Raw genomic sequence first — 26,985 nt, 5'->3', positions numbered from 1 at the left:
GCCATGTCCACCACCCCCGACGTCCTGATCGTCGGAGCCGGCCCCGCCGGCCTCACCGCCGCGGTCGTGCTGACCCAGCGCGGACACACCGTCACCGTCGTCGACACGCAGGCCGAGGGCGCCAACACCTCCCGCGCCGCCGTCGTGCACGCCCGCACCCTCGAAGTGCTCCAGCCATACGGCATCGCCGCGGCACTCGACGCCCAGGGCATCCGCGCGTCGCGGTTCACCATCCGCGACCGGGACCGGCTGCTCGTCCCGGTGCCCTTCGGCGGGCTGCCCACGCCGTTCCCGTACACGCTGATGATCTCCCAGGCGCAGACCGAGGCCGCGCTACTGGCCCGCCTGCACGAACTCGGCGGCACCGTGCTGCGCCCCGCCACGGTCACCACCGTCGAGCAGGACAGCAATGGGGTCACCGCGACCCTCGCCGACGGCCGGCAGATCCGCGCGGCCTACCTCATCGGCGCCGACGGCATGCACAGCACGGTCCGCCAGAGCGCCGGCATCGGCTTCACCGGCAGCACGTACGCCGAGTCGTTCTCGCTGGCCGACGTCCGGCTCGACGGCGGCGTCCCGGACACCGAGGTGGTCCTCTACTTCTCCCCGGCCGGCATGGTGGTCGTCGCACCGCTGCCCGACGGCACGCACCGCATCGTCGCCACCGTCGACAGCGCACCCGAACAGCCCGACGTAGCGTTCGTGCAGCACCTGCTCGACACCCGCGGGCCGAACACCACACCGATCACCGTCCGCGAGGTCGTCTGGGGCTCGCGGTTCCGGGTGCACCACCGCATCGCCGACACCTTCCGCGACCGCCGGGTGCTGCTGGCCGGCGACGCCGCCCACGTCCACTCCCCCGCCGGCGGGCAGGGCATGAATCTCGGCATCGACGACGCGGCCGCCCTCGGCGAGCGCCTCGCCCGGGTCCTCGACGGCGCGTCACCCGACGTGCTCGACGAGTACGCCGCCACACACCGCGCACACGCCGGCAAGGTCGTCGCGCTGGCCGACCGGCTCACCACCCTGGCCACCGTGCCCGCATTCTGGCGCCCGCTGCGCAACCTGGTGCTCGGCCTGCTCGGCCGCAACGCCGCCTTCCGCCGCCGCCTGGCCTGGCAGCTCGCCGGCCTGGATCGCCGCCGGTGACCCGCGCCGGGGCCCGGCCGGCACCCGGGCGAGCGGCACGCCTTCGCGACGCTCCCGGGCACTCCAGGACATGCCCGAGGTTGGGAAGGGCACCTTCTACAACGCATAGCGATGTGAAGGTGCCCTTCCTTTCTGCAGTGCGGTTACAGGCGCAGGCGAAGGCCCGGGTGGGCCAGCACCACCGGGCAGCCGGCGTGGCGGGCGGCTTCGTCGAGCAGGCGGCCGTGGTCCAACCAGGAACGCAGGTGCGTCAGCACCAGCAGCCGTGCACCGGACCGGGCCGCGAGCCGCCCCGCGTCGCCCGCGGTGAGGTGCCGCGGCACACCCGTGTCGTCGAAGCCCGCGCCCTCGGCCAGCAGCACCTCACAGCCCTGAGCCAGCTTGTCCAGAGACTCGCAGGGCGCGGTGTCGCCGGTGTAGCACAGCGCGTCGCCGACCCGGAAGGCGTACGCCTCGATGCCGTGCTCGACCGGTGCGACGGTGACCGTATGCGGCCCTGAGCGCAGCGGCGCCGTCGGCAGCCCGTGGAAGACGAACTGCGGTGCCGGGTGCCGCCAGTTCAGCTCGTCACGCAGGTTCGACGGCCCGTACACGTCCAGCGGCGCGGCCTTGACCCGGTCCCGCAGGTACGCGATCGAAGCCAGGTCGGAGCAGTGGTCGCCGTGCGCGTGCGAGATCAGCACCGCGTCCAACAGCGCCGGGTCGCAGTGGCGCTGCAACGGCCCGGCCGCGCCGGTGCCCACGTCCAGCAGCAACCGGTGCCCGTCCTGCTCCACCAGGTAACAGGACCCGGCACTGTCCGGGCCGGGCACCGAACCCGCGCATCCCACCACTGTCAGCAACATCTTCGACCTCCCCGTCGGAACATCATGATGCCGCAAGCCGCGCTGTCACGTGACCGTCGTCATCGTGACCGGGTGTGGACGATGTCGCACCAACGCCGCACAATGGACCACCCAGCGAAAGGACCTAGATCATGTCCCGGTTCCCTGAGGTCGTCGAGCGGATGGCGATCGACCCGGAGTTCGCCGCGCACGCCCGGAACAACCCAGACGAGGTCAGCGCCGAGTACGGCCTGAGCCCAGAGGAGGCTGCCCAGATGCTGGCGTTGACCGACGCCGGTGTGGGTGGCCCGACCGAGCTCGACCAGCGCCTGTCCAAGAGCGGGATCGGCAGCGGCGGGCTGGCCGGGCTGCTGGCGGCCGTCGACAAGTCCAAGAAGGACGACGACGAGGACGCCACCGGCCGCCCGCTGGGGCGCTGGGTCGGGCCGGGCGCGAACGACAAGTGACGTACCTGATCTAGGTTCCGTGACCGGGGTTCCGTCCGAGCAGGGACGGAACCCCGGCGGCATGCTTCACAGGCTGCGTTTGAGCATCGCGTCGGCCAGCGCGTCGGCGCACTCGGCCAGCCGCAGCCCCACCACGTCCAGGCGGCGCAGCAGCTCGCGCTGCTTGAGCACCGGGCCGGTGACCTCGCCGCTGAGCAGCTCGGCCAGGCCCTGGGCGTAGAGGTGGCGTACCCGGCCGGAGCGTTTGTGCGCGGCCAGGGCGGCTTCGGCGGCCTCGGCCGGGCGGTCCACCAGGCGGTCCAGCGCCCGGCGCAGGTCACGCAGGCCGATGGCGACCTGCTCCAGCATCGCCACCGCGTTGTGGTCCAGGCGAACGCCGTAGAGGTCCGTCTCGCGTACGTAGTCGCGCAGGTGGTCGAGCACGTCGTCGACGGAGCGCGACAGCCGGAACAGGTCCTCCCGGTCGATCGGGGTGGTCAGCGTCGCGGCCAGCTCGGCGACCAGCCGCCCGCGGTGGGCGTCGCCGTCGTGCTCGATCTCCGCGATGCGCAGCCGGGCCAGCGGCGGCTCGATCTCGCCGATGGTCACCGTCACCGCCAGTGCCACGCCTTCGAGGGCGGCGTCGATCTGGGCGATCACGATCGCCAGCACCCGCTTCGGGGCGCGTCCCGCGAGGTCGTCCAGCACCCGCCGCAGCCGGATCACAGCGTGCTCCGCAGCGCGAGGCCCGCGGCGTACCCGAGGGTGAGGCTCGCGGGGACGGTGACCAGCCAGGCGGTGAGCACCGGGGTGGCGAACTGCCAGCGGATGCGGCGCACGCCGGTGCTGGCTCCCGCCCCGACCAGCCCTGCCGTGGCGGACTGGGTCATGCTGACGGGCACGCCTATGCCCGCGCTGCCGAACACCGCGGTCGCGGACGCGACACCGGCCGTGATCAGCGTCCACGGGCGTTGCGGGGTCAGCCCGCCGGTGGCGCCCTGGGCCATGCGCCGCAGGCTCAGCACGGCGCCTGCGGCGAAGACCATTGCCGTCGCGCACAGCAGCAGCAGCGGCGGGGCCTGCATGCCGGGGGCCCGGTGGGCGACCCCGAGCGCGACCCCGACCACGGCGAACATCTTCTGACCGTCGTTGGCGGCGTAGGCGAGGCTCTGCCCGGCGAACGCGGTGACATGCGCGTACCGCATCGCGCGGGGCAGCCGGGAGGTGGTCGGCAGGCGGCGGGCGGCCATTCCCAGCAGGTAACCCAGGCCGCCGCCGAGCAGCGGCGCGACCGCGGCGACCGCGAGCACGACGGCCAGGGTGGACCAGGCCGGCGGCACGCCGAGCCCCGCGCCGACACCCGCGAGCCCGCCGAGCACGGCGAGCGTGACGCTGGTCGGCACGCCGCGCCAGGCCAGGGTAAGCACCAGGGCCAGGGCGACGCCGACGCCGGCGAGCACGACCAGCGGCCCGCGGGAGCCGCCGGAGTCGACCAGCCGGTCGGTGAAGGTGTGCGCGACGGCCAGCCCGAACAGCGCGGGACCGGCGATGATCGCGGCGAGCAGCACGGCCAGCACCCCGTAGAGCGGCAGTTCGCGCTGGCGCAGGGCCAGGGCGAGCAGCGCCGCGCCGTCGTTGGCTCCGCAGACGAAGACGAACCCGGTGGCCAGCATCGCAAAGCCGATCACCACGGCCGACCACCCCCGACTCCGCCAGGAGTTCACCGTACTTGATCAACAGAGTTCGGACGGTCGGAATCCGGATTGCCGCTCGACCGGGTGATCCTCTAGCGTCACTCGGTGGGAGGAACATCAATGGCGAAGCTGAACCAGATCATCGCGGTCGAGAAGGGCATCAAGAGCCGCTCGTTCCAGGACCTGACCGAGGCCCACCACGCCGTGCAGAAGCCGGCGCTGCTGTCGGGCATCTCGCGGACCTACCAGGCCAAGGACGAGGAGGGCGAGCAGCTGCCGCCGGAGTCCACGAAGGTGCAGACCCGCGCCGAGGACGTGCTGCGCCAGATCGGCACCACCCTGACCCGGCTGTTCGACGTGACCGCGACCAAGGACGCGACCAACTGCGTGGCCCGCGCCGACGTGGTCGTCGACGACCGGGTGCTGGTGTCCGACGTGCCGGTGACCTACCTGCTGTTCCTGGAGAAGCAGCTCACCGATCTGCACACCTTCGTCAAGAAGCTGCCGGTGCTGGACGCCGCCGAGTCGTGGGTGTTCAGCGACTCCGCGGACTGCTGGTCCACCGAGCCGGTGCGCACCATCCGCACCAAGAAGGTGCCCCGCAATCACGTCAAGGCCGAGGCGACCGAGAAGCACCCGGCGCAGGTCGAGGTGTACTACGAGGACATCGCGGTGGGCTACTGGACCACGGTGAAGTTCTCCGGCGCGCTGCCGGCCAAGCGGGTGTCGACGCTGCTGGAGCGGGTGGAGAAGCTGCAGCAGGCGGTCAAGTTCGCCCGCGAGGAGGCCAACAACGCCGAGGCGGTCGACAAGCACGTCGGCGACCGGGTGTTCGGCTACCTGTTCGCCTGACCCCACAGACTCCCCCGCCGGAGGGCGGGGGTGCGCGAGGAGCGCAAGCTGAAGCTGAAGCTGAAGCTGACGAACGCGGTAAAAGGTGCGGGTTCGACTCCCGCCCTCCGCACCACATGCGGAGGTGGCCCAAATCGGCAGAGGCAGCCGCGTATCAATCTCAGACTCTCGCTCCAGGCTCAGCATTCGCCGCCGATCGCCAGATCGAACGCGTACGGGCATAGGCCCCTGAGTTGCCGGTTCGAGTCCGGCCCGCGCCTCTTCACGGCGCGGTAGTCCAAAAGGCAGGACGCAGGGGATGATCAGACTGACCTGTGCGCTTAAACGTGCTGGCGTGTGCAATTCGGTGGCACACCGAGGCCCGGGAGATGGACATGCTCCCGGGCTTCACCATGTGCCGCGGCAGGCGGTGTTGGCCAGGCCCTTCGCCGCTGCGGTGACGGTGTTGTCGCAGGCGACCACGTTCGCGGCGACGGGCGCGAGGTGGAAGCCCCAGCCGGGCCCGCCGACGTCGGCGGTGTTGGCGGTGAACACGTTGCGGTCGCCCCAGCCGTCGGCGACGCGGTGGGTCTGGAAGCCGTCGCCGCGCGAGTGCCGGCCGGTGTTGCCTTTGATCAGCCAGCCGTTGCCCTTCACGTCGACCCACGAGTCGGCGAACGAGCCGGTCATGGCCGCGCCGTCGAACGTGTTGGCCTCGACGGTCCCGCCGGTGGTGCCCTCCTTCACGTCGACGGGTTCGGCGGTCACGGCGCTGATCCGGTTGCCGCGGATCACGTTGCGGTCGCTGCGGTCCGGCTCGCATGAGGTGACGTCGCACCAGTTGCTGTTCGCGGTGCCGACGTAGACGCCCTCGCCGAACTGCGCCTTGCGCAGGCCGGTGTCGCGGATCACGCTGTGTTGCACCACGTTGTCGGAGCTGAAGGCGCGCAGGTGGACCGCCTCGTCGCCGACGTGTTCCACGGTCAGGCCGGTGAGCACGGTGTGGATGGTGCGGTCGAGCATGACGCCCTTCTGTGCGTTGCGGACCGTGAACCCGGTCAGCCGCCAGTGGTCCGCACCGTCGAGGTGCAGGGCGTACCCGTGACCGGTGCCCCCGCCGTCGAGCACCGCGGCGGGACCGCCGCACAGGTGCACGGGTCTCGCCGCGGTGCCGGGGGCGGTGACGGCGAAACGGCCCTCGTACACCCCGTCTTCGAGTCTGATGCTGTCGCCGGGCCGGGCCCGTGCCAGCGCAGCGACCAGAGCGCGCGCGTCGCCCACGGTCACGGTGGCGGGTGGGCAGGCGCGCTGGGCCGGGCTCCGGCCCGAGGCGCCGCTCGCCGACGGTGCGGGGGTGCCGGGCACACCGGCCGTCGTCGCCCCGGAGATGGCGGAACCGGCAGCGGTGGACGGTGACGGACCGGAACCGGCGCTGTCGTCCGGCTGCGGTCCCTGGCACGCGGTCAGGGCCATGAGCAGCAGGACGAGCATTCCGGCCAGCAGCGACGTGGCCGCGAACGGCAGCAGCAGCGCGAGCCCGCGCGGGCGCGGACGCCCGGGGCACGCCGCGGTCCGCGCCTGCTCGTCGTCGAGCGGCGGGTATGCCTGTCTCACTCGGCCATCACCGGCACCCTGGCCCGGCCGCGGGCCACGTCGCGCGGGCCCGGCCGGCCGGGCTCGGGCCGCGCCCCGGACGGCTCCCCGCCGTCGCGGGGGAAGAGCGGTTTCGTTCCCGCGTACGGGTGGCCGTGGTCGTCGCGGCGGCGGCGGAACGCCAGCACGACGATCAGCAGCAGGATCGCGGCCCACAGCAGCGTCATCGGGCTGGCGTAGTGGCGTACCCTCGCCCAGAGCGTGCTGGTGTCCAGCCAGGCGTCGGTCTGGTTGTCGCGCAAGGTGACCTTCCCTTCGGCGCGGCCGGTGTCCAGCGCGCTGGGTCCGATGCCGGTGATCGCGTTGCCCGCGGCGACCGAGCCGCCGACCGCGCCGACGAAGGTGACGCCGTGGCTGTTCGCGTCGTGGACGGTGTTGCCGCGGACCTCGGCGACGGAGTCACGCACGTACACCCCGGTCTCGGTGCTCTCGATGAGGTTGCCGGTGATGCGGGCCTTGGCGACGCCGTCGCGGATCGCGATCGCCTGGCGGCTCTGGTTCTTGAGCCGGTTCGTGCTGATGGTGAGGTCGCGCGCGCCGAGCCGGGCCACGATGCCCATGTCGCCGCCCTCGATCTGGTTCTCCTGGATGCTGACGGCGATGCCGCCGAGGATCTCGAAGCCGTAGTGGCCGTTGCCGCGGGCGGTGCTGTGCGAGACGGTGTTCGCGCCGTAAGCCGCGGTCGACTGCCCGGACGCCGAGGGGCCGTCGGCGAGCGGGCGGCCGCTGAGGGTGAAGCCGTTGCCGCCGTTGTGCTCGGCGGTGGTGTTGGTGATGCGCACCTGCTGGGTGGCGCGGGACAGCAGGAATCCGTCGCCGCCGTTGTGGGCTGACACGGTCCGTTCGATGACCGCGTTGGTGGCGAAGCGGTGCAGCACCACCCCGTGCTGGAGGCTGTCCCGCACCTTCGTGTCGGTGATCTTGATGCCGTCGGCGCTGGACACGAACAGCCCGTACGCGTTGCCGATGAGCTCGCTGTCGCTGATCGTGCCGGAGACGTAGGACAGGCTCGGCACGGTGAAGCGGCTGTCGGGGCTGGCGACGCGCCCTTCGGACAGCACGCGTACCTCGCCGGGCAGCAGCCTGCCGGGCGTCGCGGCGTCGGGACCCTCGACCGCGCCGGTGTCGGGCCGGTCCGTGCCGGTCAGGCTGACCCCGCCGGTCCGGCCGCTCCAGAACCCCAGGTGGGACACGCGGGTGTGGCTCATGGCGAAGGTGCCGCCGATGGCCCGCAGGTAGGCCCGGCCGTCGCCGACCTCGGTGTCGGGTTTGCCGGTACGCGGATCCCAGCTGGTCACCCGGACCGGCGCCTGCTTGGTGCCGGCCAGGGTCAGGCCGCCGCCGAACGACACGATCGCCACGAAGCCGCTGCTGCGGCTGGCCAGGCGCAGTTCCAGGCCGCCCGGGTGGGCCAGCTTCAGCCGGGCCCCGGAGTTGACGTAGATGTTCTCGGTGAGCAGGTAGGCGCCCTGCTGCTGGCGGACGAAGGTCTGCGGCGCGAGACGCAGCAGGTCGTCGACCGTGTACGAGGCCGTGCGCGCGGTCAGCACCAGCGTGTACCCGCCGGCGGTGTCGAGCCGGTAGGGCTTGTCCCATTTCTGCGTGGTGCTGCCCGGCGGGCGGCTGAGCAGGTCGCGCAGCGGGGCCACCGCGGTGACCGCCCGGACCTGGTTCAGCCAGCGGTCCTCGGCGGCCACCAGCGCGGCCTGCCGCTCGGCGTCGGCCGCCGCGGCGTCGGCGGTGGCGGCGCGGTGGGCCGCGGTCCAGGCCGGGGACGCGGACGCGGCGGCCGCGCCCGGTGTGCCGGCCGCGGTGAGCAGCAGCGCGGTGAGCAGCAGGGCGAGCACGGCCACTGCCGTGCGGACGGGCCGCATTACGCCACCTCCGACGGCACGGGCACGGCCCGCCGCCCGGCGGGGGTGGGCGGGGACGACGACAGCGTGCTCGCGCCCTGGCCGTCGCCGCCGATGCGGTCGGCGCCGCGGGTGAGCCAGCCCTGCCGGTTCATGGTCGCGAACGCGTACAGCTTGATCGGCAGCGAGATCGTGATGACGACCGCCGCGACCAGCGGCAGCATCAGCAGTTCCCGGGGATGGCGGCGCAGGTGCGACCAGCCGCGGATGCCGCGCCCGGCCAGCAGCCAGAACAGCACCACCACCGCGCCGCGCGGGCTCAGCTCCAGGCGCGACAGCAGCAGGTAGCCCAGGGCCATGCCCATGGTCACCGGGGTCAGCAGGATCTGCAGCACGGTGATCTTCGTGACCAGCGGGGTGCGCCACAGCCAGCCCTTCCACAGCGCGGTCAGGTAGCAGCGGTAGGAGTTGCGGCTCCAGCGCACCCGCTGCTTGACGAACGCCGAGAGCGTCGCCGGGAACATCGACATCGCCCGCGCCGAGGACTGGTGCACGGTGCGGTAGCCCGACGCCAGCACCAGCCAGGTCAGCCTGCCGTCGTCGCCGGCCACGCAGCGCCGGCCCAGGAAGAACTCGTTCTCCAGGTGGTCGAGCACCGGCATGACCACCGAGCGCCGGTACGCCGCGGTGCGCCCGGACAGGCAGGCCACCGCCCCGGCCCGGCCCATCGCCGGCACGTAGTCGTAGTAGCGCAGGTTGACCAGCCAGTCCGCGACGCGCCGCCAGACGCTGGTGCTGCGCTGGTGCACGTTCTGCTGGGTGCCGACGCCGCCGACGGTCGGGTCGGCGAACGGCATCTGCACGGCCGCCAGCAGCCCGCGCTGCCAGCGCGTGTCGGAGTCCACCAGCACCACCAGCTCGCCCCGGGCGGCGCGGATGCCGACGCCCAGCGCCGAGCGCTTGCCGCGGTGGGCGAACGGCAGCACCCGCAGCCGCGGGTCCTCGACGGCGGCCAGCCGCCGCAGCACCTCGGTGTCGCCGACGTCGGGCACGATGACGACCTCGTCGGGGTCCTGGCCGAGCCAGCTGCGCAGGCATTCGAGCAGGATGTCCGGGTCCTCCCGGTAGGACGGCACCACCACCGACACCGAGGTGCGGAAGTCGTTGAGGATCGGCCGGTCCAGCCGGGACAGCAGCACCCGGTAGAACCACAGCCCCCACACGAACGCGCCGGCCAGGCCCAGCGGCATCAGCTCGCGCCACGAGGTCTCGGCGGCCGCGGCGACCAGCCACGACCAGGCACCGTCGAAGAACCGGGACAAGGGCCGCCTCCAGCGTTCCGGGCGGGCCGCCACGGCCCGCTCCACCGCTGTAAACCGGCGGGCGAGCGGAAACGGGCCGCCCCGACCGGGCGTTTTCTCCGCCCCCTGCCGGACCGCGCGGGCCCCTGCTCGATTTAGAGGCATTGGACCCGCTTTACGAGCTGGTTGCCGTAAATTCAAGTAATGACCGATCCCGCGAGGGCGCGGCATGGCGTGCCGGAACTCGCCCTCGGCGCCGCGATGCTCGTCGCCGAACGACTCCGCCGGCTCACCCGCCCGGTCGACCCTGCGGAGCAGGCCCGCGTCGAGGACCTGCTCACCAGCGGCGTCGAGCCGTCCCCCGCCGACGCCCACTCCCCGGTCGCCATCGCCGTCGGGCTCACCCAGCAGAGCTACGACCTCGCCAGACGCGCCGGAGCGCGGGTCGGTGAGGCCGGCCGCAGCCAGGCCCGGCGACTCGCCGGCGCGACCCGCGCCGCGCTGCCCGTCAACTCCCCCATCGACACCGCCCGCGACGTCGTCACCGCCGCCGGGCTGCGCGGCCGCGACACCCTGATCTCCAGCCGCGCCGCCGCGGCCGTCGCGCTGCGCGACACCGTCGACGAGAGCCTGACCTGGGTCGAGAAGTCGATCGTGCCCCGGATGATGGACAACCTCATGCCATACCTGATCAACAGCGTGGTGCCACGGCTCGTCGAGGGCGCCATCCCCGAGATCAGACGCAAGGTCATCCCCGTCGTGATCGACGACATGACCCGCGACCCCCGGCTCCAGGAACTGATCACCGAGCAGAGCCGCGGCGTGCTCGCCAACGCCACCGACGAACTGCGGGAGACCTCCGCGACCGCCGACGACCGGATCGAATCCTCGTTCCGGCGGGTCTTCCACCGCCACCACACGAACGGTGAGCGGTGACCGCGGCTGGCCAACACCCGCCGTACGCAGGCATGGTCTCCCGGCTCTCAGGACTGGCCATCGACGCCGGCCTGCTCGCCGTCGCTTCGTCGCTGGCCGTGTCCGGCGTGCCCGCGGTCTGGTCCGCGCTGGCCGGGGAGCCTCCCGGCTGGCTCAAGGCCGCCTCGGCGGTCGTCGCCGCGGTCCTGCCGGTCGTCTACTTCACCGGCTGCTGGTGGATGACCGGCCAGACCTTGGGCTCCCTGCTCTTCGGCACCGTCGTACGCCGCACCGACGGCCGCCACGTCGGCCTGTGCCGCGCCCTGCTGCGCGCCCTCGTCGGCCTGGCCATCCCCGTCCTCTGGCTGATCGGCCTGATCGGCGTCCTCACCGACGACAAGCGCCGCGCCTGGCACGACCGCCTCTTCGGCACCGTGGTCCGCTACATCGACCGCGGCCCCTGACCGAGACGAGGGCACCTTCCTGCCCCGCTGCGCGGCAGGGCGGGGTCGGCGGGTCCAGCGCAGGGACCGGCCGGGTGCCGTCGGGCTTCCGACCGCTGGAATGCCATGTGGACGCCTCCGGCATCCGTTAGCCGATGCCCCGGGTCTGACGCGGGCGGCCGCGCCCGGTGCGCGGGAGTAGGGTCGGCGGGTGCGTTCCCCCCTCGTAGCGGCCGGCCTGGCGACCGCGCTCGCGCTCGCCGCCTGTTCCGGGCCGACGCCCCAGCCCGCCTTCGTGCCGGTCGCCGCCCCCACCACGCCACCGTCGGCCTCGCCCACGCCGTCGGCTGCCGCGTCCCCGTCCGCGGCCGCGCTGCGCCACGTCTTCCCCGTGCTCGGCAAGAGCTCGTACGGGCGCACCCACCACGACTACCAGGCGACCGACATCATGGCGCCGTGCGGCGCGACCATCGTCGCGGCCATCGACGGCGTCGTGCTGGAGATCTCGCCGGTGGACCTGTACGACCCGAAGACCGACGACGGCGCGCTCCGCGGCGGCAAGTCCGTGTCGCTGCTCGGCGACGACGGCGTGCGCTACTACGGCTCGCACTTCTCCGCGATCGACGCGAAGATCCGTGCCGGGGTACGCGTCAAAGCCGGCCAGCCGCTCGGCAAGGTCGGCCGCACCGGTCTGGCCAGCGCCTGCCACCTGCACTTCGGCATGTCGCCGGAGTGTGCGAGCACCGGCGACTGGTGGATCCGCCGCGGCGTGATCTGGCCCTGGCGCTACCTCGACGCCTGGCGCAAGGGCACCGCCAAGTCCCCCGTCACCGAGCTGGCCGCCTGGCAACGCAAGAACGGCTGCTCCACCAAACCTCCCAAGGGCGCCTGACACGCGGGCCCGCCCCACCCCCACCCACGCAAAGACGTTGGCCTATCTGGATGGAAATTCGGCGATCGAACTCATCCAGGTAGGCCAACGTCTATAAAAAGCGGGGTGTCAGGCGTCAGCCGACGTGGACCGCGCCCTCCGTCGGCAGATCCGACTTGCGGACCTTGATCAGCACCGTGATCACGATCGCGGACACCACCAGCAGCCCACCACCCCACGCGAACGCCGTGGCGAACCCGTGCACCGCCGCCTCAGCCTGCACGAACCCGGCCACCTGCGGATCCATCCCCGGCTTGAGGTGCTCGGCCGCGTAGTCCGTGGTCGCGTTGAGCGCGAACGTGCTCAGCAGCGCCGCGCCCAGCGAGCCGCCCACCTGCTGGGTGGCGTTCAGCGTGGCGCTGGCCGCGCCGGCGTCGTGCTGCGGCACCCCGACCAGCGCGAGGCTGGACAGCGGCACGAACGTGAAGCCGAGGCCCAGGCCGAGCACGATCGCGCCGGGCAGCACGTGGCTGGCGTACGACGTGGTCACGCCGATCTGGGTGAGGAACAGCATCGAGCCCGCGGCCAGCACCGCACCGGCGATCATCAGCGGCTTCGCGCCCAGCTTGGGCAGCAGCTGGCTGGCGATGCCGGCGGAGATGAACACGCCCGCCGAGATCGGCAGCGAGGCCAGACCGGCCTCGATCGGGGTGTAGCCGAGCACGCCCTGGAAGTAGAACGTCAGGAAGAAGAACGCGCCCATCAGGCCGGCACCGGTCAGGGTGCTGGACAGGTAAGCCCCGCCACGGTTGCGGTCGAGCAGGATGCGCAGCGGCAGCAGCGGGTTCTTCGAGAACTTCTGGATGACCACGAACACGACCAGCAGCGCGACGCCGCCGCCCATGTAGGCCAGCGCCTCCGGGGAGTCCCAGCCGTGCTCCGGCTCGGCGGCCTTGGTCAGGCCGTACACCAGGGCGACCAGGCCCAGGGTGACCGCGATCGCGCCGGGGATGTCGTAGCGGGTGTTGCCCTCGGCCTTGCTCTCCGGCACGAACGGGATCGCCGCCGCGATGGCGATGATCGCGATCGGGATGTTGACCAGCAGGCACCAGCGCCAGTCGGCGTACTCGGTGAGCACGCCGCCCAGCAGCAGGCCGACCGCAGCGCCGCCGCCGGCGATGGCGCCGTACACGGCGAACGCCTTGGCGCGCTCCTTGGCGTCGGTGAACAGCACCGTCAGCAGGGCCAGGCCGGCCGGGGCGAGCAGCGCGCCGAACGCGCCCTGCAGGCCGCGCGCGGCGAACAGGCTCAGGCCGTCCCAGGCCAGGCCGCCCAGCGCGGACGCGGCCGCGAAGCCGATCGCACCGGCGATGAAGGTGCGCTTGCGGCCCCAGTAGTCGGCGATGCGGCCGCCGAGCAGCAGCAGGCCACCGAAGGTCAGCGTGTACGCGGTGAGCACCCACTGCCGCTCGGCGTCGGTGATGCCGAGGTCGCCCTGCATGGCGGGCAGGGCGATGTTCACGATGGTCGCGTCGAGCACCACCATCAGCTGCGCGATGGCGATGATCGTCAGGGCGAGCCAGCGCCGCGGATTCGGGGCGGCGGCGGAGGGCTCCGCTGCCTCGGGTCGGGAGACCGTGGTGGTCATCGTGGTGCCTTTCGGGTGGAGGGTGTTTCAGCGGGCCAGGACGGGGAGCAGGACCTCGTCGCAGACCCGGGCCAGGTACTCGTCGTCGAGCGGCCGGCCGTGTCCGAGGTGCCTTGCCATCAGCAGTGCCGTGACGAGGTCGGGGAAGAGCGTGTCGTAGGGCTGCGGCTTGATCTCGCCGCGCTGCACGGCCCGCTCCAGCAGCGCCTCGGTGTACCGGTGGATCTCGGGGTACACCTGGCCGCGGACGATGCCGGCGAGTTCGGGGTCGGTCTGCATCGCGAAGGACAGCGCGTGGATCAGCGGACCCTCGTCGACCACGCAGCGGGCCGCGGCGGCGAGCAGCTCGATCAGGTCGCCGCGCAGGCTGCCGGTGTCGGCGGGGGCGACGTCCTCGGCCTGCTGTTGGCGCAGCACCTGGGCGACCAGGTCGGGCTTGCCGGGCCAGTGCCGGTAGAGCGTGGCCTTGCTCATGTGGGCGCGGGCCGCGATCGCGTCCATGGTCATCTTGTCGTAGCCGACCTCGCACAGCAGCTCGCGCACGGCGGCGCACAGGGGCGCTCCGGCGGGCACGCGGGCACGGCTCATGACAGGCTCCGGGGGAAGGGAGATGCGGAACGGTACGGTTCCGTTTCCCGACCATACGCAGCTGACCTGGTCAGGCGCGCTCCCCTGAGAGACGGATCACCCGATCGACGATCGCCTTTCACGTGTTCGCGGTGGCCGTCCTGTCGCACCGGCGACAGGACAGGCGAGATGATCGCAGAAGGTGGTAGACGATCGGACCCATCCGTAACGGCGTCGGCGCCGAATCATCGGTGATACGCAAGTGACGGGTGAACAGATCCGCACCGGAGGGGCGCAACTGTGAACGGTGACGAACAGCCGTACCAACGGCCCGACCGGCTGGCCAGCGTGCCGGAACCGGCCGCGCCCACGGACGCCGAGAGCCTGCTGCGGGCCGTGGCCCGCGGCGACGAGGCCGCGTTCACCAGGCTCTACGAGCTGGTCGCGCCGCGCGTCTACGGCCTGGCCCGCCGCGTCGTGCGCGATCCGGCGCAGGCCGAGGAGGTGGCGCAGGAGGCGCTGGTCGAGGTGTGGCGTACAGCGAGCCGCTTCGACCCGGCCCGCGGCTCGGCCACCGGCTGGGTCTTCACCATCACCCACCGGCGGGCCGTCGACCGGGTGCGCTCCGAGCAGGCGGCACTGGACCGGGTGCAGCGGATGGCCCCGGAGCCGACGCAGACGCCCGCCGACGAGGTGGTCGAGCAGGCCACCGCCCGGCTGCAGCGCCAGCAGGTGCGCCGGTGCATCAAGACGTTGACCGACCTGCAGCGTGAGGCGATCACCCTGGCCTACTACGGCGGTTACACCTACCAGCAGGTCGCCCAGTTGCTGGGCGCCGGGCTGCCCACCGTGAAGACCCGCATGCGCGACGGCCTGATCCGGCTGCGCGACTGCCTCGGCGTGGAGGTGTCGGCATGAGCGAGCGATTCATCGGCCCGGCGGGTGCCCGCGGCGCGCGGAGCGAGGTGCCGGCATGAGCGAGATCCACTCGTTGGCGGGCCCGTATGTGCTGCACGCGCTGGACGAGTCCGAGCGCGAGACGTTCATCCAGCATCTGCGCGGGTGCCAGACGTGCGCGGCCGAGGTGGCCGAGCTGAACGAGACCGTGGCGCGGCTGGCCGACGACGCCTGGTCGGTGCCGCCACCCGTGCTGCGGGACAACGTGCTCGCCGCGGTGCGGCGTACCCGGCAGATCCCGCCGGCCCGGCCGGTGCGGACCCAGCGCCGGGAGCCGGCCCGCTGGTGGCGGCATCCGGCGGCGCTGACGGCGGCCGCTTGCCTGCTGGTCGCGGCGCTGGTCGGTGGGGCGACGTTCGCGGTGCAGGAGCAGCGGCTGCGGGACGAGCGGGCCGCGACGCTGGCGGCCCAGCAGGAGCTGGCGCGTACGCAGTCGGTGCTGACCGCGCAGGACGCGACGGTGCGCACCTCCAACGTGGCCGGTGGCGGCAAGGTCACCGTGGTGGCCTCGCCCAGCCAGGACGCCGCGGTCATCCTGCTGGCCACGCACTCGCCCGGGGCGCAGAAGGCGTACCAGTTCTGGCTGATGGAGGGCACGACACCGCACTCGGCCGGGGTGCTCGCCGCCGGTCAGGGCACCGCCACGCACCTGGTCAGCGGGGTCAACGCCGCGGACGCGATGGGCCTGACCGTGGAACCGGCCGGTGGTTCGGCCAGTCCCACACTTCCCATCATCGCCGAGATCCCCATGAAATAGAAAAAAACCGACAAAAATCGCGCTAATCGCTCCAAACCATGACGGATTCAGTGTCGAATCACCGGTGGAGGTTTTAACCGGAGGAAAGGAACCACCGTCATGTACGGGAAGAGGAAGCTCACCGCGCTCGCGGCCGTCGCCGCGTTCTCGCTCTCGCTGGCGCTCAGCGCCTGCGGTGGCGGGACCACGGCGGCGACCACGCAGCCGACCGCTCTGCCGACCGCCGTGCCCACCACGGTCCCGACGGCCCTGCCGTCCATGCCCGGCACCGCCGGCGGCGAGTTCGGGCCTGCCTGCGCCACCATCCCCAAGGACCCGGCAAACCCGGGCAGCCTGGAGATGATGGCCCAGCAGCCGGTGGCCACGGCGGCGGCGGCGAACCCGCAGCTGTCCACGCTGGCCGCCGCGATCCAGGCCGGTGAGCTGGGCGACACGCTCAACAACGCCGAAGCCGTCACCGTCTTCGCGCCGACCAACGAGGCCTTCACCAAGATCCCGAAGGCCGATCTGGACAAGGTGCTCGCCGACAAGGAACTGCTCAAGAAGATCCTGACCTACCACGTGGTGGACGGGAAGACCGCGCCCGACGCGCTCGCCGGCACCCACAAGACCCTCGAAGGCCAGGACATCACGGTCACCGGCAGCGGCACCGAATTCAAGGTCAACGACACCGCGATGATCGTCTGCGGCAACATCCAGACCCGCAACGGCGTGGTCTACCTCGTCGACAGCGTGCTCATGCCTCCGTCCTGACGGACGGGCAGGAAGGGCGCCCGCCGGGTCGGCGGCACGAGCACCGGCTGCTCCCGCTTTCCGTACGGAAGGCGCCCTTCCTGACTCCCTGAGGGGGACTCCCATGCGACGCCTGATCCGTCCCGCGCTCAGCGGGCTGCTGGCAGCCGCCGGCGGCATCGCCACCGCGGAACTCGTCGCCTCACTGGTGCGGCCCGAGTCCTCGCCACTGGTCGCCATCGGCGGCACCGTCATCGACGCGACCCCGACCCCGGTCAAGGAGTACGCGGTCGCGACCTTCGGCACGTACGACAAGCCCTTGCTCATCGGCACCATCCTGATCGTGCTCGCAGCACTGGCCGCCGCCGTCGGCGTGCTCGCGGTCCACCACCGCACCGCAGCCCTGCTCGCGATCGGCGCACTCGGCCTGGTCGGCGCGGCCGCCGCGCTGACCCGCCCCACCGCCCGCCCGCTCGACGCTCTGCCCGCCCTGCTCGCCGGAGCCGTGTCCGCCGGGCTGCTGGCCTGGCTGGCCCCGAAAGCCGCCACCGCACCCCCGCCCCCATCCCCGGCACCCGAAGCGCCCGGCGCCGCGAACCCGGCCGGGTCAGACACCGTCCCCGCTGCCGGAAGCGGCAGCCCGGCTGCCGCAGGGCCGGCCGGCCCAGCGGCCGCGACTCCGGCCGGCCGCGCCGGGCGGCGCTCGTTCCTGATCGCGGCCGGGCTGGTCGCACTCGGCACCGCGCTCGCCGGCGGGCTCGCCGCGATCATCCGGCGCAGCGGCACGCAGGCCGCCGACGACGCCCGCGACGCGATCACCCTGCCCGCGCCCACCGACCCGGGACCGCCGCCGCTGGTCACACCCGGCTTCTACACGCCCAACCAGGATTTCTACCGCGTCGACATCGCGCTGACCGTGCCGCGCGTCGACCCGCGCCAGTGGACCCTGCAGATCACCGGCATGGTCGACAAACCCGTCGAACTGACCTTCGACGACCTGCTCAAACAGCCCCTGATCCAACGCGACATCACGCTCAACTGCGTGTCCAACGAGGTCGGCGGACCCTACGTCGGCAACGCGCGCTGGCTCGGGGTGCCGCTCGCCCCACTGCTGCGCGCCGCGGGCGTGCAGGCCGGCGCGGACCAGATCGTCGCCAGGGCCGCGGACGGCATCACCATCGGCACCCCGGTCGCCACCGTGCTCGACGGCCGCGACGCGATGCTCGCCATCGCCATGAACGGCCAACCCCTGCCACTGGAGCACGGTTTCCCGGTCCGCATGATCACCCCAGGCCTGTACGGCTACGTCGGCGCCGCCAAATGGATCACCGCACTGGAGCTGTCCACGTTCAGCAGCTTCGACGCGTACTGGGTGCAACGCGGCTGGGGTGCGACGGGACCGGTCAAGACCGCCTCCCGCATCGACCGGCCCAAGGCCTTCGCCCAGCTCCCGGCGGGCACGGTGACCGTCGCCGGGGTCGCCTGGGCGCAGCACCGCGGCATCAGCGCGGTCGAGGTACAGGTCGACGACACGCCGTGGCAGCAGGCCAAGCTGCTGCCGGTGCCGTCTACCGACACCTGGGTGCAGTGGACCTGGGACTGGCCCGCCACCGCCGCCGGCAGCCACACGCTGCGGGTACGCGCGATCGACGGCACCGGCGCGGTGCAGACCGAGCAGCGGGCCGAGCCGTTCCCCGACGGCGCGACAGGTTGGCAGACGCTCGTGGTCACGGTGACCTGAGTTGACCCGAGGAGCTGAGAGGATGGCAGTCGTGACCGGAGAACGCGACCTGGGCGCGCTGCTGCATGGGCTGCAGCCGCAGCGCCACCCGTACGAATACGTCTTCACCACGGTCACGGGCGCCGTCCCGCCGGGGGTGCACCCGGTCGTCATCGTCGCCGAACCGGAGGGCACCACCCTGGTGGTGATGCGCGCGGAGGCCGACGCGGCCGGGCTGCCCTACGACTTCGTCGCCGCGTGGATCACCCTGCGGGTGCACTCGGCGCTGGACGCCGTCGGGCTGACCGCGGCCGTGTCCACCGCACTGGCCGACGTCGGCATCAGCTGCAACGTGGTGGCCGGCTACTTCCACGACCACCTGTTCGTCGGCTGCGCCGACGCCGACCAGGCGATGGCCGTGCTCGCCGGGCTGTCCACCGCCACCCGCCCCGTCAACGCCTGAACCACAGGCCACCGCCACTGCGGCATTGACCGGGGCGCCTTCCTCCACCCATAGCGATGTCAAGGTGCCCTTCCTTCGTACTCCGCGGGGAGTAGACGGGGTCACTCCCGGTGTGCGACGACGGGAGGGCGCCGCCGCGCCTAGCGTGGTGGGCATGACCTGGGAGCACCCTCAACGAGTCCGGGGACGCAGGTTCTTCCCGGTGCTCATCGCCCTGATCCAGATGGTCGGGGTCACCTTCGCCGCGACGGTCGCCGGCAGCCACGGCGACATCGCCGCGCCCCGCTCGCTCGACTGGTTCGGCTACCTGCTGCTGGCCGGGTCCGCAGCGGCGATGTGGCTGGCCCGCGTGCACGTGTACGCCGCCCTCGGCGCGGTCACCGCCATCACCCTCACCTATGTCACGCTCGGCTACCCGTGGGGGCCGTTCTTCCTCGCGTTCCTGTTCACGCTGATCGCCGCGGTGGTGCTCGGGCACCGGACCGCGGCGTGGGTCACCGCCGGGCTCGGGTACACCCTGTTCGTGCTCGTCGGCTGGCGGCTGCGCGACGAGGCGCTGCTGTCCTGGCACTGGGTCGCGGTCGCCGCCGTGCTGACGGGCGTGCTGCTCGTCGCGCAGGTGATCCGCAGCAACCGGGACCGGATGATGGAACTGCGCCGCCGCCGCGTCGGCGACGAGCGGCTGCGCATCGCCCGCGAGGTGCACGACGTCGTCGCCCACCACATCTCCGTCATCAACGTGCAGGCCGGCGTGGCGCTGCACCTGCTCGACGACGACCCGGAGCAGGCCCGCACCGCGCTCGCCGCGATCAAGACGGCCAGCCGCGACACCCTGCGCGAGCTTCGCGCCACCCTCGGCGTGCTGCGCGCCGTCGACGAGCAGGCCCCGCGCAGCCCCGCGCCGAGCATCGGCCGCCTCGACGAGCTGGTCGAGCGGTTCGCCGGGGCCGGGCTGCGGGTCGACGTCCGGGTGACCGGGACGCCGCGGGAGCTGCCCACGCCGGTGGACCTGGCCGCGTACCGGATCGTGCAGGAGTCGCTGACCAACGTGCACCGCCACGCCGGCGTCGACAACGCGCAGGTGACGATCGGCTACGACACCGACGAGCTGGTCCTCGACATCACCGACCGGGGCCGCGGCGGCGACACCGCCGACGGCAACGGGCTGTCCGGCATTCGCGAGCGGGTCGCCTCACTGGGCGGTACGGTCGCGATCGGCCCGCGCGCCGAGGGCGGGTTCACCGTCTGCGCGGTCCTGCCCACCGGGGGAACCTCATGATCAACGTGTTGCTGGTGGACGACCAGGCGCTGGTCCGCGCCGGGTTCCGGGCCCTGCTGTCCGCGCAGGACGACATCACCGTGGTGGGCGAGGCCGCCGACGGCGAGGACGGCGTACGCCAGACCGCAGCCCTGCGCCCCGACGTCGTGCTCATGGACATCCGCATGCCGCGCCTGGACGGCATCGAGGCCACCCGCCGCATCGCCGCCGACCCGGCGCTGGCCGACGTGAAGGTCGTCATCCTGACCACGTTCGACCTCGACGAGTACGTGTTCGACGCGCTGCGCGACGGGGCCAGCGGCTTCCTGGTCAAGGACACCGAACCCGCCGACCTGATCCAGGCCGTCCGGGTCGTCGCCCGCGGTGACGCGCTGCTGTCGCCCGGCGTGACCCGGCGGCTCATCGCCGAGTACGCCCAGCGCTCGCGGCGGCCCAAGGACTCCGGTCGGCTCGCCGCGCTCGACGCGCTCACCGACCGCGAACGCGAGGTGATGGCGCTGGTCGCCGCCGGGCTGTCCAACGACGAGATCGGCGAGCGGCTGTTCGTCAGCCCCGCCACCGCCAAGACCCACGTCAGCCGGGCCATGGTGAAACTCGGCGCCCGCGACCGCGCCCACCTGGTCGTCGAGGCGTACGAGTCGGGCCTGGTCCGGCCCGGCTGGACAGGAGAAGACGCATGACCGCCACCGACACCCCTGTGCGCCGCGCCCCGCGCACCCGGCCCGGCCCGCCGCGGCTGCCCCGCAACGCCCGCCGCTTCCTGCTCACCGCACACGTCGTCACGTCCGTCGGCTGGCTCGGCGTCGCCTACGCGCTGCTGGTCATAGCGCTGAGCGCGCAGGCCTCCGCCGACCCGGGCACCCGCGAGACGACGTACGCCCTGATGCTGTCCTTCGACAACGCCGCGATGCTGCCGCTGGGCCTGGCCGCCCTGGTCACCGGCGTGATCCTGGGCGTGGGCAGCCACTGGGGCGTGATCCGGCACTGGTGGGTCGCCGTGAAACTCGTGCTCAACATCGCGGTGCTGGTGGTGCCGATGCTGACCCGCCACCCGGCCCTGGTCGACGCCGTCGACGCCGCTCGCGCCGGATTGCTCGCCGAGCCTGCCCAGCAGGTTCTGGACGGGTCCATCGCGTCGGTGATCGTGCTGACCGTCGCCACCGTGCTGTCCGTCTACAAACCCTGGGGCAGAACCGGCGCCCCCATCTGAGAGCGAAAGGAAGGGCACCTTCACAACGCTCCGCGTTGTAGAAGGTGCCCTTCCTTACACCCCAGGCCCTGGAACAGGAGCGGGCACATCGAAAATGCGCGCCGGCCTACGCTCACCGGCATGGATCCGGAACTCGCCGCAGCAGTGGCCGAGCTGTACACCGTCTTCGCCCGCCACCCGCTCGCCCCGGGTGTCGAGCAGCGCCTGCGGCGGCCCGCGCCCGAGCTGGCCTCGACCCCGCTGCGCGAGCTGACCGCATACCAGCTCGACCCGCACCTGTTCCTGGGCTGGCGCGACGAGGCCGACTTCAGCCATTTCCTGCCCCGCATCCTGGAACTGTTCGCCACCGGCGAGCACCGCGAGGGCACCCTGCTGCGCAAGAACCTCGGCGAGGCCCACCACGCCGACCGGCCCGCCGACGAGCGCGACGCCCTGCAGCGCTACCACCGGGCCCTGTGGCGGCACACACGCTCCGCAGCCGACCCCGTCTTCACGGTCGCGGACGTGCTCGGCGCGTGCAGCCTGCACGACCACAGCGTCCTGCCGTACCTGGCGGACTGGGCCGAGGACCCGTCGCCGACCGCCGTCCTGCTGCTGGCCCGGTTCGTCATCGAAGCCGGCCCGCCGAGCTGGGCCCGGCAGCGCTTCCTGGACGATGTCGGCGACTGGCTCAGCAGCGGCGCGCCCACCGCCGCACTGACCGCAGCCCTGGCCACCACCACCGACCCGGCCATACGCGCCGAGTTGGACTGGGCCATCGCAGTGCTGGACCTCGACTGGCATGCGCCGAGCACTCCGCACGCCGCAATGACCCGCGTCCCTCCGATGTAGACCATTCGGCTCCGGCAGCGTTCCGGAAGCCGCGAGAAACGGCAGGAGCGGGCGCTCCCGTTTCGCCTAAGATCGCGGCCATGCATCCCGATCTGCAGGCCGCCGTCACGGAGCTCTACGCCGTGTACGCGCGGCACCCGCGGGCAGAGCGGATCGACTACTGCGGCCACTGCGTCGACGAGGCGGAGGCCTTGGTCCTGCAACGGATTCCGCTGCACCGGCTCACCGCGGCCGACCTGGAGCGGTTCACCTTCAAACTGATGTCCACCTGGGGCGACGAGGCCGATCTCCGGCACTTCCTGCCGCGCATCCTGGAGCTGTTCGCCACCGGCGAGCAGCGCGACGGCCACCTGCTGACCAAGACGCTCAGCAACGTCCGCTACTACGGGGCAGCCTGGGGGCCGGACGAGCTGGCGGCCGTCGAACGCTACCTGCTGGCGCTGATGCGGCAGATCCTCACCGACCACGACTCACCCCTCCAGGTCGCCGCGCTGCTGAAGGGCGCCGGCGAGAACCGGCACACGGTCGAGCCGTATCTGGCGGTCTGGGCGCGGGAACCCGGCGAGGCCGCGACTGAACACCTGACCAGCCTCATCGAGGACTTCGGCTGGACCTCCTCCCGCGACGACCGCTACCACCGGGAGGTCCGCGCCTGGCTGCGCACCGGCGTCCCCGCGGGCCGGCTGGAGGCGGCGTTCCTGGCGACCGACGACCCGCAGGCGGCGGGCTGGTACGCCCACGCGCTGGAACAGCTCGAATTCCTCACCGCCTGACCGGCGTCCCGGGGCGCGCATCGTTAACGCCGACACGCGAACGGTTAACCCGCTTGCAACAGCCGGTCACTAGCATCGGCGACCATCAACGCGGCAGACGACGGCGTCACTTCGGGTCGCTTCTAGGCAAACTCGGGAGTTCCGCTATGGCACAGCATCTCCTGGTGGTCGACTTCGGCACGTACCAGACCACGGCGGCGCTCGTCGTCGGGCCGCAGGTCCATCCCGTTCCGTGCCCGATGACCGGCGCGCTCAGCTGGCCCTCGGCGGTCTGCCTCGACGGCGACGACCTGCTCGTCGGCACGGCCGCAGTGCGCCGGCGCGAGGCGCTGCCCCGCTCGTTCGCCGCCGGTCCGCGGCAGTCGCTCGACAGCGGCGAGCCGGTCCGGCTGGGCGACCGGCAGGCCTCAGGCCAGGAGGTGCTGGCCGCGTACCTGCGCACGCTACGTATCGAGGCCGAGCGCCGGTTCGGCGTCACCATCGACCGGCTGGCGCTGACCGTGCCCGCCGCGTACGCCCCGCACGACGCGCGCCGCAGCCTGCTCATCGCGCTGGCCGCCGACGCCGGTTTCCCCGACGTGGAACTGGTCGGCGACGCCGCCGCCGCGGTCATGGACCCCTACACCCACGGCGACCAGCCTGACGGCGCGCTGGTGCTGGTCTGCGACCTGGGCGCGTCGTGGACGGTGTCGCTGGCCCGGATGCACGGCGAGCGCCCCGACGTGCTGGCACACGAGACCTCGGGCAGCGGCCAGGACTTCGACCTGCTGCTCGTCAACGACCTGCGGGCGGCGCTGCACGACTGGCTGGCCCCGGCCCTGCAGTCCGGCGGCGACACGGGGCTGCACGCCCGGTACGCGGCGGGCGACTTCGTCCGCTCGGTCAAGCACCGGCTCGCCGAGACCGACGAGGTCGTGGACCGGATGACCCCGCACGCCCCGCCGTACCGGCTGAACCGGAGCGGCCTGGACCGGCTGGCCGAGCCGGCGCTGCGCTGGCTCGTCGCGAGCTGCCGCGCGGTGGTGGCCCGGTCCGGGTTCAGCCTGAGCGATGTCGGCGGCGTGCTGCTGGTCGGCGGCGCGTCACGGCTGCCCGCGGCCCGTGCGGTGCTGCGCGCCGAGCTGGGCCGCCCGGTGCGGCACCCGACCGAACCGGAGTACGCGGTGATCCGCGGCGCGGCCCGCTGGGCCGGCCGGGTCGCCGCGCGCCGGGTGCCGGCCAACACCCCGGCGTGGCGGATGGAACCGCTGAGCTGGGACCTGCCCGACGGCCGGGCCCGCCTGGTGCGCTGGCTGGTCGCCCAGGGTGAACAGTACGGCCCCGGGGTGGCGCTGGCCCAGGTGCGCACCGTCGACGACCGGGTGTACGACCTGACCGCGCAACGCGAAGGCATCCTCATGGAGCACCGCGTCGCCGCCGGAGCGTTCCTGACCTCGGACTCCGTCGCGGCCGTGACGCGGTCGGCGAAGCTGATCAGCGGCGACCGGGCCGCCAAACGCCACCGGATGCGCGTCGCCGGGGACTGGCTGCTCACCCCCGACCACGAGCTGCTGGTCGAGTGCGAGCGCTCCGGGGCGTACGTGCGGATGCGCTCCATCGCCACCGGGGCTGTCGTCAACGAGGTGCGCCCGAAGCAGGGACTCGGCGACGGCACCGGCAAGGTGTTCGTCGGCCCCGGCGGGCGGCTGGCCCTGGTGACCTGGAACCCGGACGGGCAGTTCTCCGTGTGGGACGTCGCCAGCGGGCACCTGACCAGCAGTTTCAAGGCCGCGTCGAACAACCGGCCGGTGAAGGTGCTGGTGCACGAGGGCCAGTGGCGGCTGATCGCCGAAGCCGACCGCAAGGTCCACGTCGGACGGTACGTGCGCGACGTGGCGACCATGTGGGACCTGGGCACCGGCACGGTCGTCGAGGAGATGGTCGGCGAGGACCTGCACCGCCGCTATGACGGCTACACCGAGCACAGCCCGTACGACGGCTTCGCGCCGCAGTGCGACAGCCCCGACGGGCGGCTGCGCGCCGGCACTGCGGGCACCGCCGTCTGGCTGCACGAGTCCGGCACGGACGAGGAGGTGTTCCGCACCGACATCGCCACGGCCCGCTCAGTGCGTACCGCCTTCAGCGCCGACGGCCACCACCTGCTGGCCCGCTGGTCCGCCGAAGACACCACCTGCGTCGACGTCTGGCAAGTCTGACCCCCACCACCGCCCTGCGGCAACTCTTAAAGACCTGCGCCCTCACCGAGCTGTGGACGGCGCAAGTCTTTAAGAGTTGCGGAAAGGGGCGGCGGGGTCAGCAGGAGGCGACGGGGCGGAGGTTGGCGACGGTGGTGAGGTGGACTTCCAGGGTTTCGCCGGTGGCGGTGTTGAGCCACATGGCGCCCGCGGGAGCGCCCTCGGCGACCTGGCCGCAGGCCTTGCTGCCGTTGCCGAGGCTGACCTCGACCGACGGGGCCTGCTCGGTGGGCCACCAGGCGGACAGGCCCGCGAACGCCATCAGCGCCACCGAGACGATGGTGGTGCGGATGCCGGAGCGCAGCTGACCGCCCATCTCGGCGGGGTCGGCGGGCGCGGTGGGGTCGGCGACCGGCCAGGCCACCTTGCCGACCGTGACGATCGACCACAGCGCCATGACGAACGCGCCGACGGTGCCGCCGGTGGCCAGCCACTGCAGCCAGGCGGGGCCGGGCGCTTCCGCGCCCATCTTCAGCACGCCGCAGAAACCGATGAAACCGAGCACGCCGAGTTGTATGCCGTGCCAGCCGCGCGCCGAATCGATCAGCTTGGCCAGCGGATCCGCACCGTCGACTGTGGACGCGGCGGAGGGGAGGATGCCGTCGGGTTGCATGCCGACAGTCATACCGCATGCCTGGCCGCAGCGGTGTGTCGGACTCCCGTCCGCCGCGCCCGCCTCAGATGCGGTCCAGGTGCGGCATCGCGATCTTCCGCATGGTCAGTTGCACGGCGGCGACGACCGGGATCGCGATCAGCGCGCCGAGTGCGCCCAGCAGCACCGCGCCGATCAACGCGGACAGGATCACGGCCAGGTCGGACACGTCGACCGAGCGCTTCAGCACGCGCGGCGCGATGATCCAGTTCTCCAGCTGCTGGTACACGATGAAGAAGACGACGCACGCGATGCCGGCCGTCGGCGAGTGCGCGAACCCGGCGATGACCACGACGACCGCGCCCAGCGTCGCGCCGATCTGCGGGATCAGGTCGCACACCGCGACCACCATCGCCAGCGCGAACGCGTACGACACCCCGACGATCAGCAGGAACACGAACGTGCTCACCCCGGCGACGAACGCGATGGCCAGCGAGCCGAGCAGGTAGGCCCCGATCTTCTCGAAGATCTCGTCGCCGATCTCGCGGGCGGTGTCGCGGCGCGAGGCCGGGAACAGCTTGTAGAAGCCCGCCTTGAGCCGGGTCCACGCGGCCAGGAAGTAGATGGTGAGCACGAACACGGTCAGCACGTTGAAGATCGCGCCGAACACGGCCCGCACCCCGCCCAGCGCCCCGCCGAGCGCCTTGGTGATGTTCTCGTTGGTGACGGCCTCCTTGAGCCGGTCGATCAGGTGGTAGCGCTCGCTGAAGTCGGCGACCTGCGGATTCTTGTTGATGTCGTCGAGGTAGGTGGGCAGGTTCGTGACCAGCTCGCCGGTCTGCGTGATCAGCGGCGGGGCCAGCGCGCCGAGCCCGCCGCAGCCCACCAGCACCACGCCCAGCACCACGATCGCGACCGCGAGGCCGCGGGGCAGCCCTCGCCGCTGCAGCCACGCCACCGCCGGGTGCAGGCCGATCGCCAGGAACAGCGCGGCGAGCATCAGCAGCAGCACCGACAGCGTCTCGCGCACCGCCCAGGTCAGGATGACGGCACACATCAGGCCGAGCCCGCCCAGGAATCCGACGACGAACACGTGCCGGTTGCGGCGGGCTGCCTGCGCGTCCGGGGTGTCCGGATCCACTTCCGGCCGCCGCTGTGCCGGGGCCGGCTTCCCGGTGTCCTGGGCCGTTTCCTGCTCGCTCATCACGCACCTCCGGCAAGAGCGTGCCACACCGGCCGGTG

Annotated in this window: 27 protein-coding genes; 17 read left to right on the top strand and 10 right to left on the bottom strand. The window is 72.4% G+C overall.

Annotated elements, in window-relative coordinates; all coding sequences use genetic code 11:
• Positions 1–3: 3 nt before the first annotated feature.
• Positions 4–1,149: an FAD-dependent oxidoreductase gene (locus F6W97_RS24510; RefSeq protein ID WP_155372737.1), complete on the top strand. Its 1,146-nt coding sequence runs from the start codon at positions 4–6 to the stop codon at positions 1,147–1,149.
• Between the two features lie 143 nt (positions 1,150–1,292).
• Here the strand turns inward: F6W97_RS24510 and F6W97_RS24505 are convergent, their stop codons facing one another.
• Complete coding sequence (locus F6W97_RS24505) at positions 1,293–1,994, bottom strand: MBL fold metallo-hydrolase (RefSeq protein WP_230686926.1); 702 nt, start codon at positions 1,992–1,994, stop codon at positions 1,293–1,295.
• A 131-nt stretch (positions 1,995–2,125) separates the two neighbouring features.
• Here F6W97_RS24505 and F6W97_RS24500 point away from each other — a divergent pair, with 131 nt between their 5' ends.
• Entirely contained in the window at positions 2,126–2,440 is a 315-nt protein-coding gene (locus tag F6W97_RS24500) for a hypothetical protein (RefSeq protein WP_155372736.1), read from the top strand.
• Between the two features lie 66 nt (positions 2,441–2,506).
• Here the strand turns inward: F6W97_RS24500 and F6W97_RS24495 are convergent, their stop codons facing one another.
• Both F6W97_RS24495 and F6W97_RS24490 read right to left on the bottom strand, forming a co-directional pair.
• Positions 2,507–3,145 carry a DUF47 domain-containing protein gene (locus tag F6W97_RS24495; protein WP_230686925.1) on the bottom strand — a complete coding sequence of 213 codons (639 nt, stop codon included), beginning with the start codon at positions 3,143–3,145 and terminating at the stop codon, positions 2,507–2,509.
• Positions 3,142–4,110, bottom strand: a complete 969-nt coding sequence (locus tag F6W97_RS24490) for an inorganic phosphate transporter (RefSeq protein WP_230686924.1) — start codon at positions 4,108–4,110, stop codon at positions 3,142–3,144. The genes F6W97_RS24495 and F6W97_RS24490 overlap by 4 nt, the downstream gene beginning before the upstream one ends.
• A gap of 123 nt (positions 4,111–4,233) precedes the next feature.
• On the opposite strand from F6W97_RS24490, the gene F6W97_RS24485 reads away from it, so the two are divergent.
• Positions 4,234–4,965 carry a DUF7873 family protein gene (locus F6W97_RS24485; protein ID WP_155372735.1) on the top strand — a complete coding sequence of 244 codons (732 nt, stop codon included), beginning with the start codon at positions 4,234–4,236 and terminating at the stop codon, positions 4,963–4,965.
• 387 nt (positions 4,966–5,352) lie between these two features.
• On the opposite strand, the gene F6W97_RS24480 is transcribed toward F6W97_RS24485, so the two are convergent.
• The 3 genes from F6W97_RS24480 to F6W97_RS24470 are packed head-to-tail and all read right to left on the bottom strand — an operon-like array spanning position 5,353 to position 9,772.
• Positions 5,353–6,558 (bottom strand): right-handed parallel beta-helix repeat-containing protein, encoded by a 1,206-nt coding sequence (locus F6W97_RS24480; protein WP_230686923.1) that lies wholly within the window; start codon positions 6,556–6,558, stop codon positions 5,353–5,355.
• The gene (locus F6W97_RS24475) at positions 6,555–8,471 is read right to left on the bottom strand and encodes a right-handed parallel beta-helix repeat-containing protein (RefSeq protein ID WP_155372734.1); all 1,917 of its coding nucleotides are present in this window, start codon (positions 8,469–8,471) and stop codon (positions 6,555–6,557) included. Before F6W97_RS24475 ends, F6W97_RS24480 begins: the two co-directional genes overlap by 4 nt.
• On the bottom strand, positions 8,471–9,772 hold the full coding sequence (locus F6W97_RS24470; RefSeq protein WP_155372733.1) for a glycosyltransferase: 1,302 nt from the start codon (positions 9,770–9,772) through the stop codon (positions 8,471–8,473). The genes F6W97_RS24475 and F6W97_RS24470 overlap by 1 nt, the downstream gene beginning before the upstream one ends.
• A gap of 183 nt (positions 9,773–9,955) precedes the next feature.
• Between F6W97_RS24470 and F6W97_RS24465 the strand changes: the two genes are divergently transcribed.
• The 3 genes from F6W97_RS24465 to F6W97_RS24455 all read left to right on the top strand — a co-directional run bounded on the left by F6W97_RS24465 (position 9,956) and on the right by F6W97_RS24455 (position 12,001).
• Positions 9,956–10,687 carry a hypothetical protein gene (locus F6W97_RS24465; RefSeq protein ID WP_155372732.1) on the top strand — a complete coding sequence of 244 codons (732 nt, stop codon included), beginning with the start codon at positions 9,956–9,958 and terminating at the stop codon, positions 10,685–10,687.
• Entirely contained in the window at positions 10,684–11,130 is a 447-nt protein-coding gene (locus tag F6W97_RS24460; RefSeq protein ID WP_155372731.1) for an RDD family protein, read from the top strand. The genes F6W97_RS24465 and F6W97_RS24460 overlap by 4 nt, the downstream gene beginning before the upstream one ends.
• 190 nt (positions 11,131–11,320) lie before the next feature.
• Positions 11,321–12,001: a M23 family metallopeptidase gene (locus tag F6W97_RS24455; RefSeq protein ID WP_155372730.1), complete on the top strand. Its 681-nt coding sequence runs from the start codon at positions 11,321–11,323 to the stop codon at positions 11,999–12,001.
• 115 nt (positions 12,002–12,116) lie between these two features.
• Here F6W97_RS24455 and F6W97_RS24450 read toward each other — a convergent pair whose 3' ends face one another.
• Together F6W97_RS24450 and F6W97_RS24445 are read right to left on the bottom strand one after the other, a co-directional pair.
• Entirely contained in the window at positions 12,117–13,628 is a 1,512-nt protein-coding gene (locus F6W97_RS24450; RefSeq protein WP_155372729.1) for an MFS transporter, read from the bottom strand.
• A gap of 27 nt (positions 13,629–13,655) precedes the next feature.
• Entirely contained in the window at positions 13,656–14,216 is a 561-nt protein-coding gene (locus F6W97_RS24445; RefSeq protein WP_155372728.1) for a TetR/AcrR family transcriptional regulator, read from the bottom strand.
• Positions 14,217–14,495: 279 nt separating this feature from the next.
• Here F6W97_RS24445 and sigK point away from each other — a divergent pair, with 279 nt between their 5' ends.
• The 11 genes from sigK (at position 14,496) to F6W97_RS24390 (ending at position 25,112) form a co-directional block, all read left to right on the top strand.
• On the top strand, positions 14,496–15,113 hold the full coding sequence (gene sigK / locus F6W97_RS24440; RefSeq protein WP_155372727.1) for an ECF RNA polymerase sigma factor SigK: 618 nt from the start codon (positions 14,496–14,498) through the stop codon (positions 15,111–15,113).
• A gap of 55 nt (positions 15,114–15,168) precedes the next feature.
• A complete protein-coding gene (locus tag F6W97_RS24435) occupies positions 15,169–15,909 on the top strand; it encodes an anti-sigma factor (RefSeq protein ID WP_155372726.1) in 741 nt (246 codons plus the stop codon).
• A gap of 99 nt (positions 15,910–16,008) precedes the next feature.
• Entirely contained in the window at positions 16,009–16,662 is a 654-nt protein-coding gene (locus F6W97_RS24430) for a fasciclin domain-containing protein (protein ID WP_155372725.1), read from the top strand.
• Positions 16,663–16,765: 103 nt separating this feature from the next.
• Entirely contained in the window at positions 16,766–18,382 is a 1,617-nt protein-coding gene (locus tag F6W97_RS24425; RefSeq protein WP_155372724.1) for a molybdopterin-dependent oxidoreductase, read from the top strand.
• A 22-nt stretch (positions 18,383–18,404) separates the two neighbouring features.
• The gene (locus tag F6W97_RS24420) at positions 18,405–18,824 is read left to right on the top strand and encodes an ACT domain-containing protein (RefSeq protein ID WP_230686922.1); all 420 of its coding nucleotides are present in this window, start codon (positions 18,405–18,407) and stop codon (positions 18,822–18,824) included.
• 154 nt (positions 18,825–18,978) lie between these two features.
• Positions 18,979–20,103, top strand: coding sequence for a sensor histidine kinase (locus tag F6W97_RS24415; RefSeq protein WP_155372723.1), 1,125 nt, complete (start codon positions 18,979–18,981; stop codon positions 20,101–20,103).
• The gene (locus tag F6W97_RS24410; RefSeq protein WP_155372722.1) at positions 20,100–20,783 is read left to right on the top strand and encodes a response regulator; all 684 of its coding nucleotides are present in this window, start codon (positions 20,100–20,102) and stop codon (positions 20,781–20,783) included. Before F6W97_RS24415 ends, F6W97_RS24410 begins: the two co-directional genes overlap by 4 nt.
• Positions 20,780–21,313, top strand: coding sequence for a hypothetical protein (locus F6W97_RS24405; RefSeq protein WP_155372721.1), 534 nt, complete (start codon positions 20,780–20,782; stop codon positions 21,311–21,313). The genes F6W97_RS24410 and F6W97_RS24405 overlap by 4 nt, the downstream gene beginning before the upstream one ends.
• Before the next feature lie 120 nt (positions 21,314–21,433).
• Complete coding sequence (locus F6W97_RS24400) at positions 21,434–22,144, top strand: hypothetical protein (RefSeq protein ID WP_155372720.1); 711 nt, start codon at positions 21,434–21,436, stop codon at positions 22,142–22,144.
• An 80-nt stretch (positions 22,145–22,224) separates the two neighbouring features.
• Entirely contained in the window at positions 22,225–22,917 is a 693-nt protein-coding gene (locus F6W97_RS24395; RefSeq protein ID WP_155372719.1) for a hypothetical protein, read from the top strand.
• Between the two features lie 146 nt (positions 22,918–23,063).
• Complete coding sequence (locus tag F6W97_RS24390; RefSeq protein ID WP_155372718.1) at positions 23,064–25,112, top strand: Hsp70 family protein; 2,049 nt, start codon at positions 23,064–23,066, stop codon at positions 25,110–25,112.
• A 97-nt stretch (positions 25,113–25,209) separates the two neighbouring features.
• Here F6W97_RS24390 and F6W97_RS24385 read toward each other — a convergent pair whose 3' ends face one another.
• Both F6W97_RS24385 and F6W97_RS24380 read right to left on the bottom strand, forming a co-directional pair.
• Positions 25,210–25,764 carry a hypothetical protein gene (locus F6W97_RS24385; protein ID WP_155372717.1) on the bottom strand — a complete coding sequence of 185 codons (555 nt, stop codon included), beginning with the start codon at positions 25,762–25,764 and terminating at the stop codon, positions 25,210–25,212.
• A 64-nt stretch (positions 25,765–25,828) separates the two neighbouring features.
• Complete coding sequence (locus F6W97_RS24380) at positions 25,829–26,947, bottom strand: AI-2E family transporter (RefSeq protein WP_155372716.1); 1,119 nt, start codon at positions 26,945–26,947, stop codon at positions 25,829–25,831.
• Between the last annotated feature and the right edge of the window lie 38 nt (positions 26,948–26,985).

The organism is Catellatospora vulcania (assembly GCF_009720385.1).
In the GTDB taxonomy this organism is placed as follows: domain Bacteria; phylum Actinomycetota; class Actinomycetes; order Mycobacteriales; family Micromonosporaceae; genus Catellatospora; species Catellatospora vulcania.
Note: the sequence above shows the minus strand (reverse complement) of the source record. Positions and strands in the feature narration are given on the sequence as shown.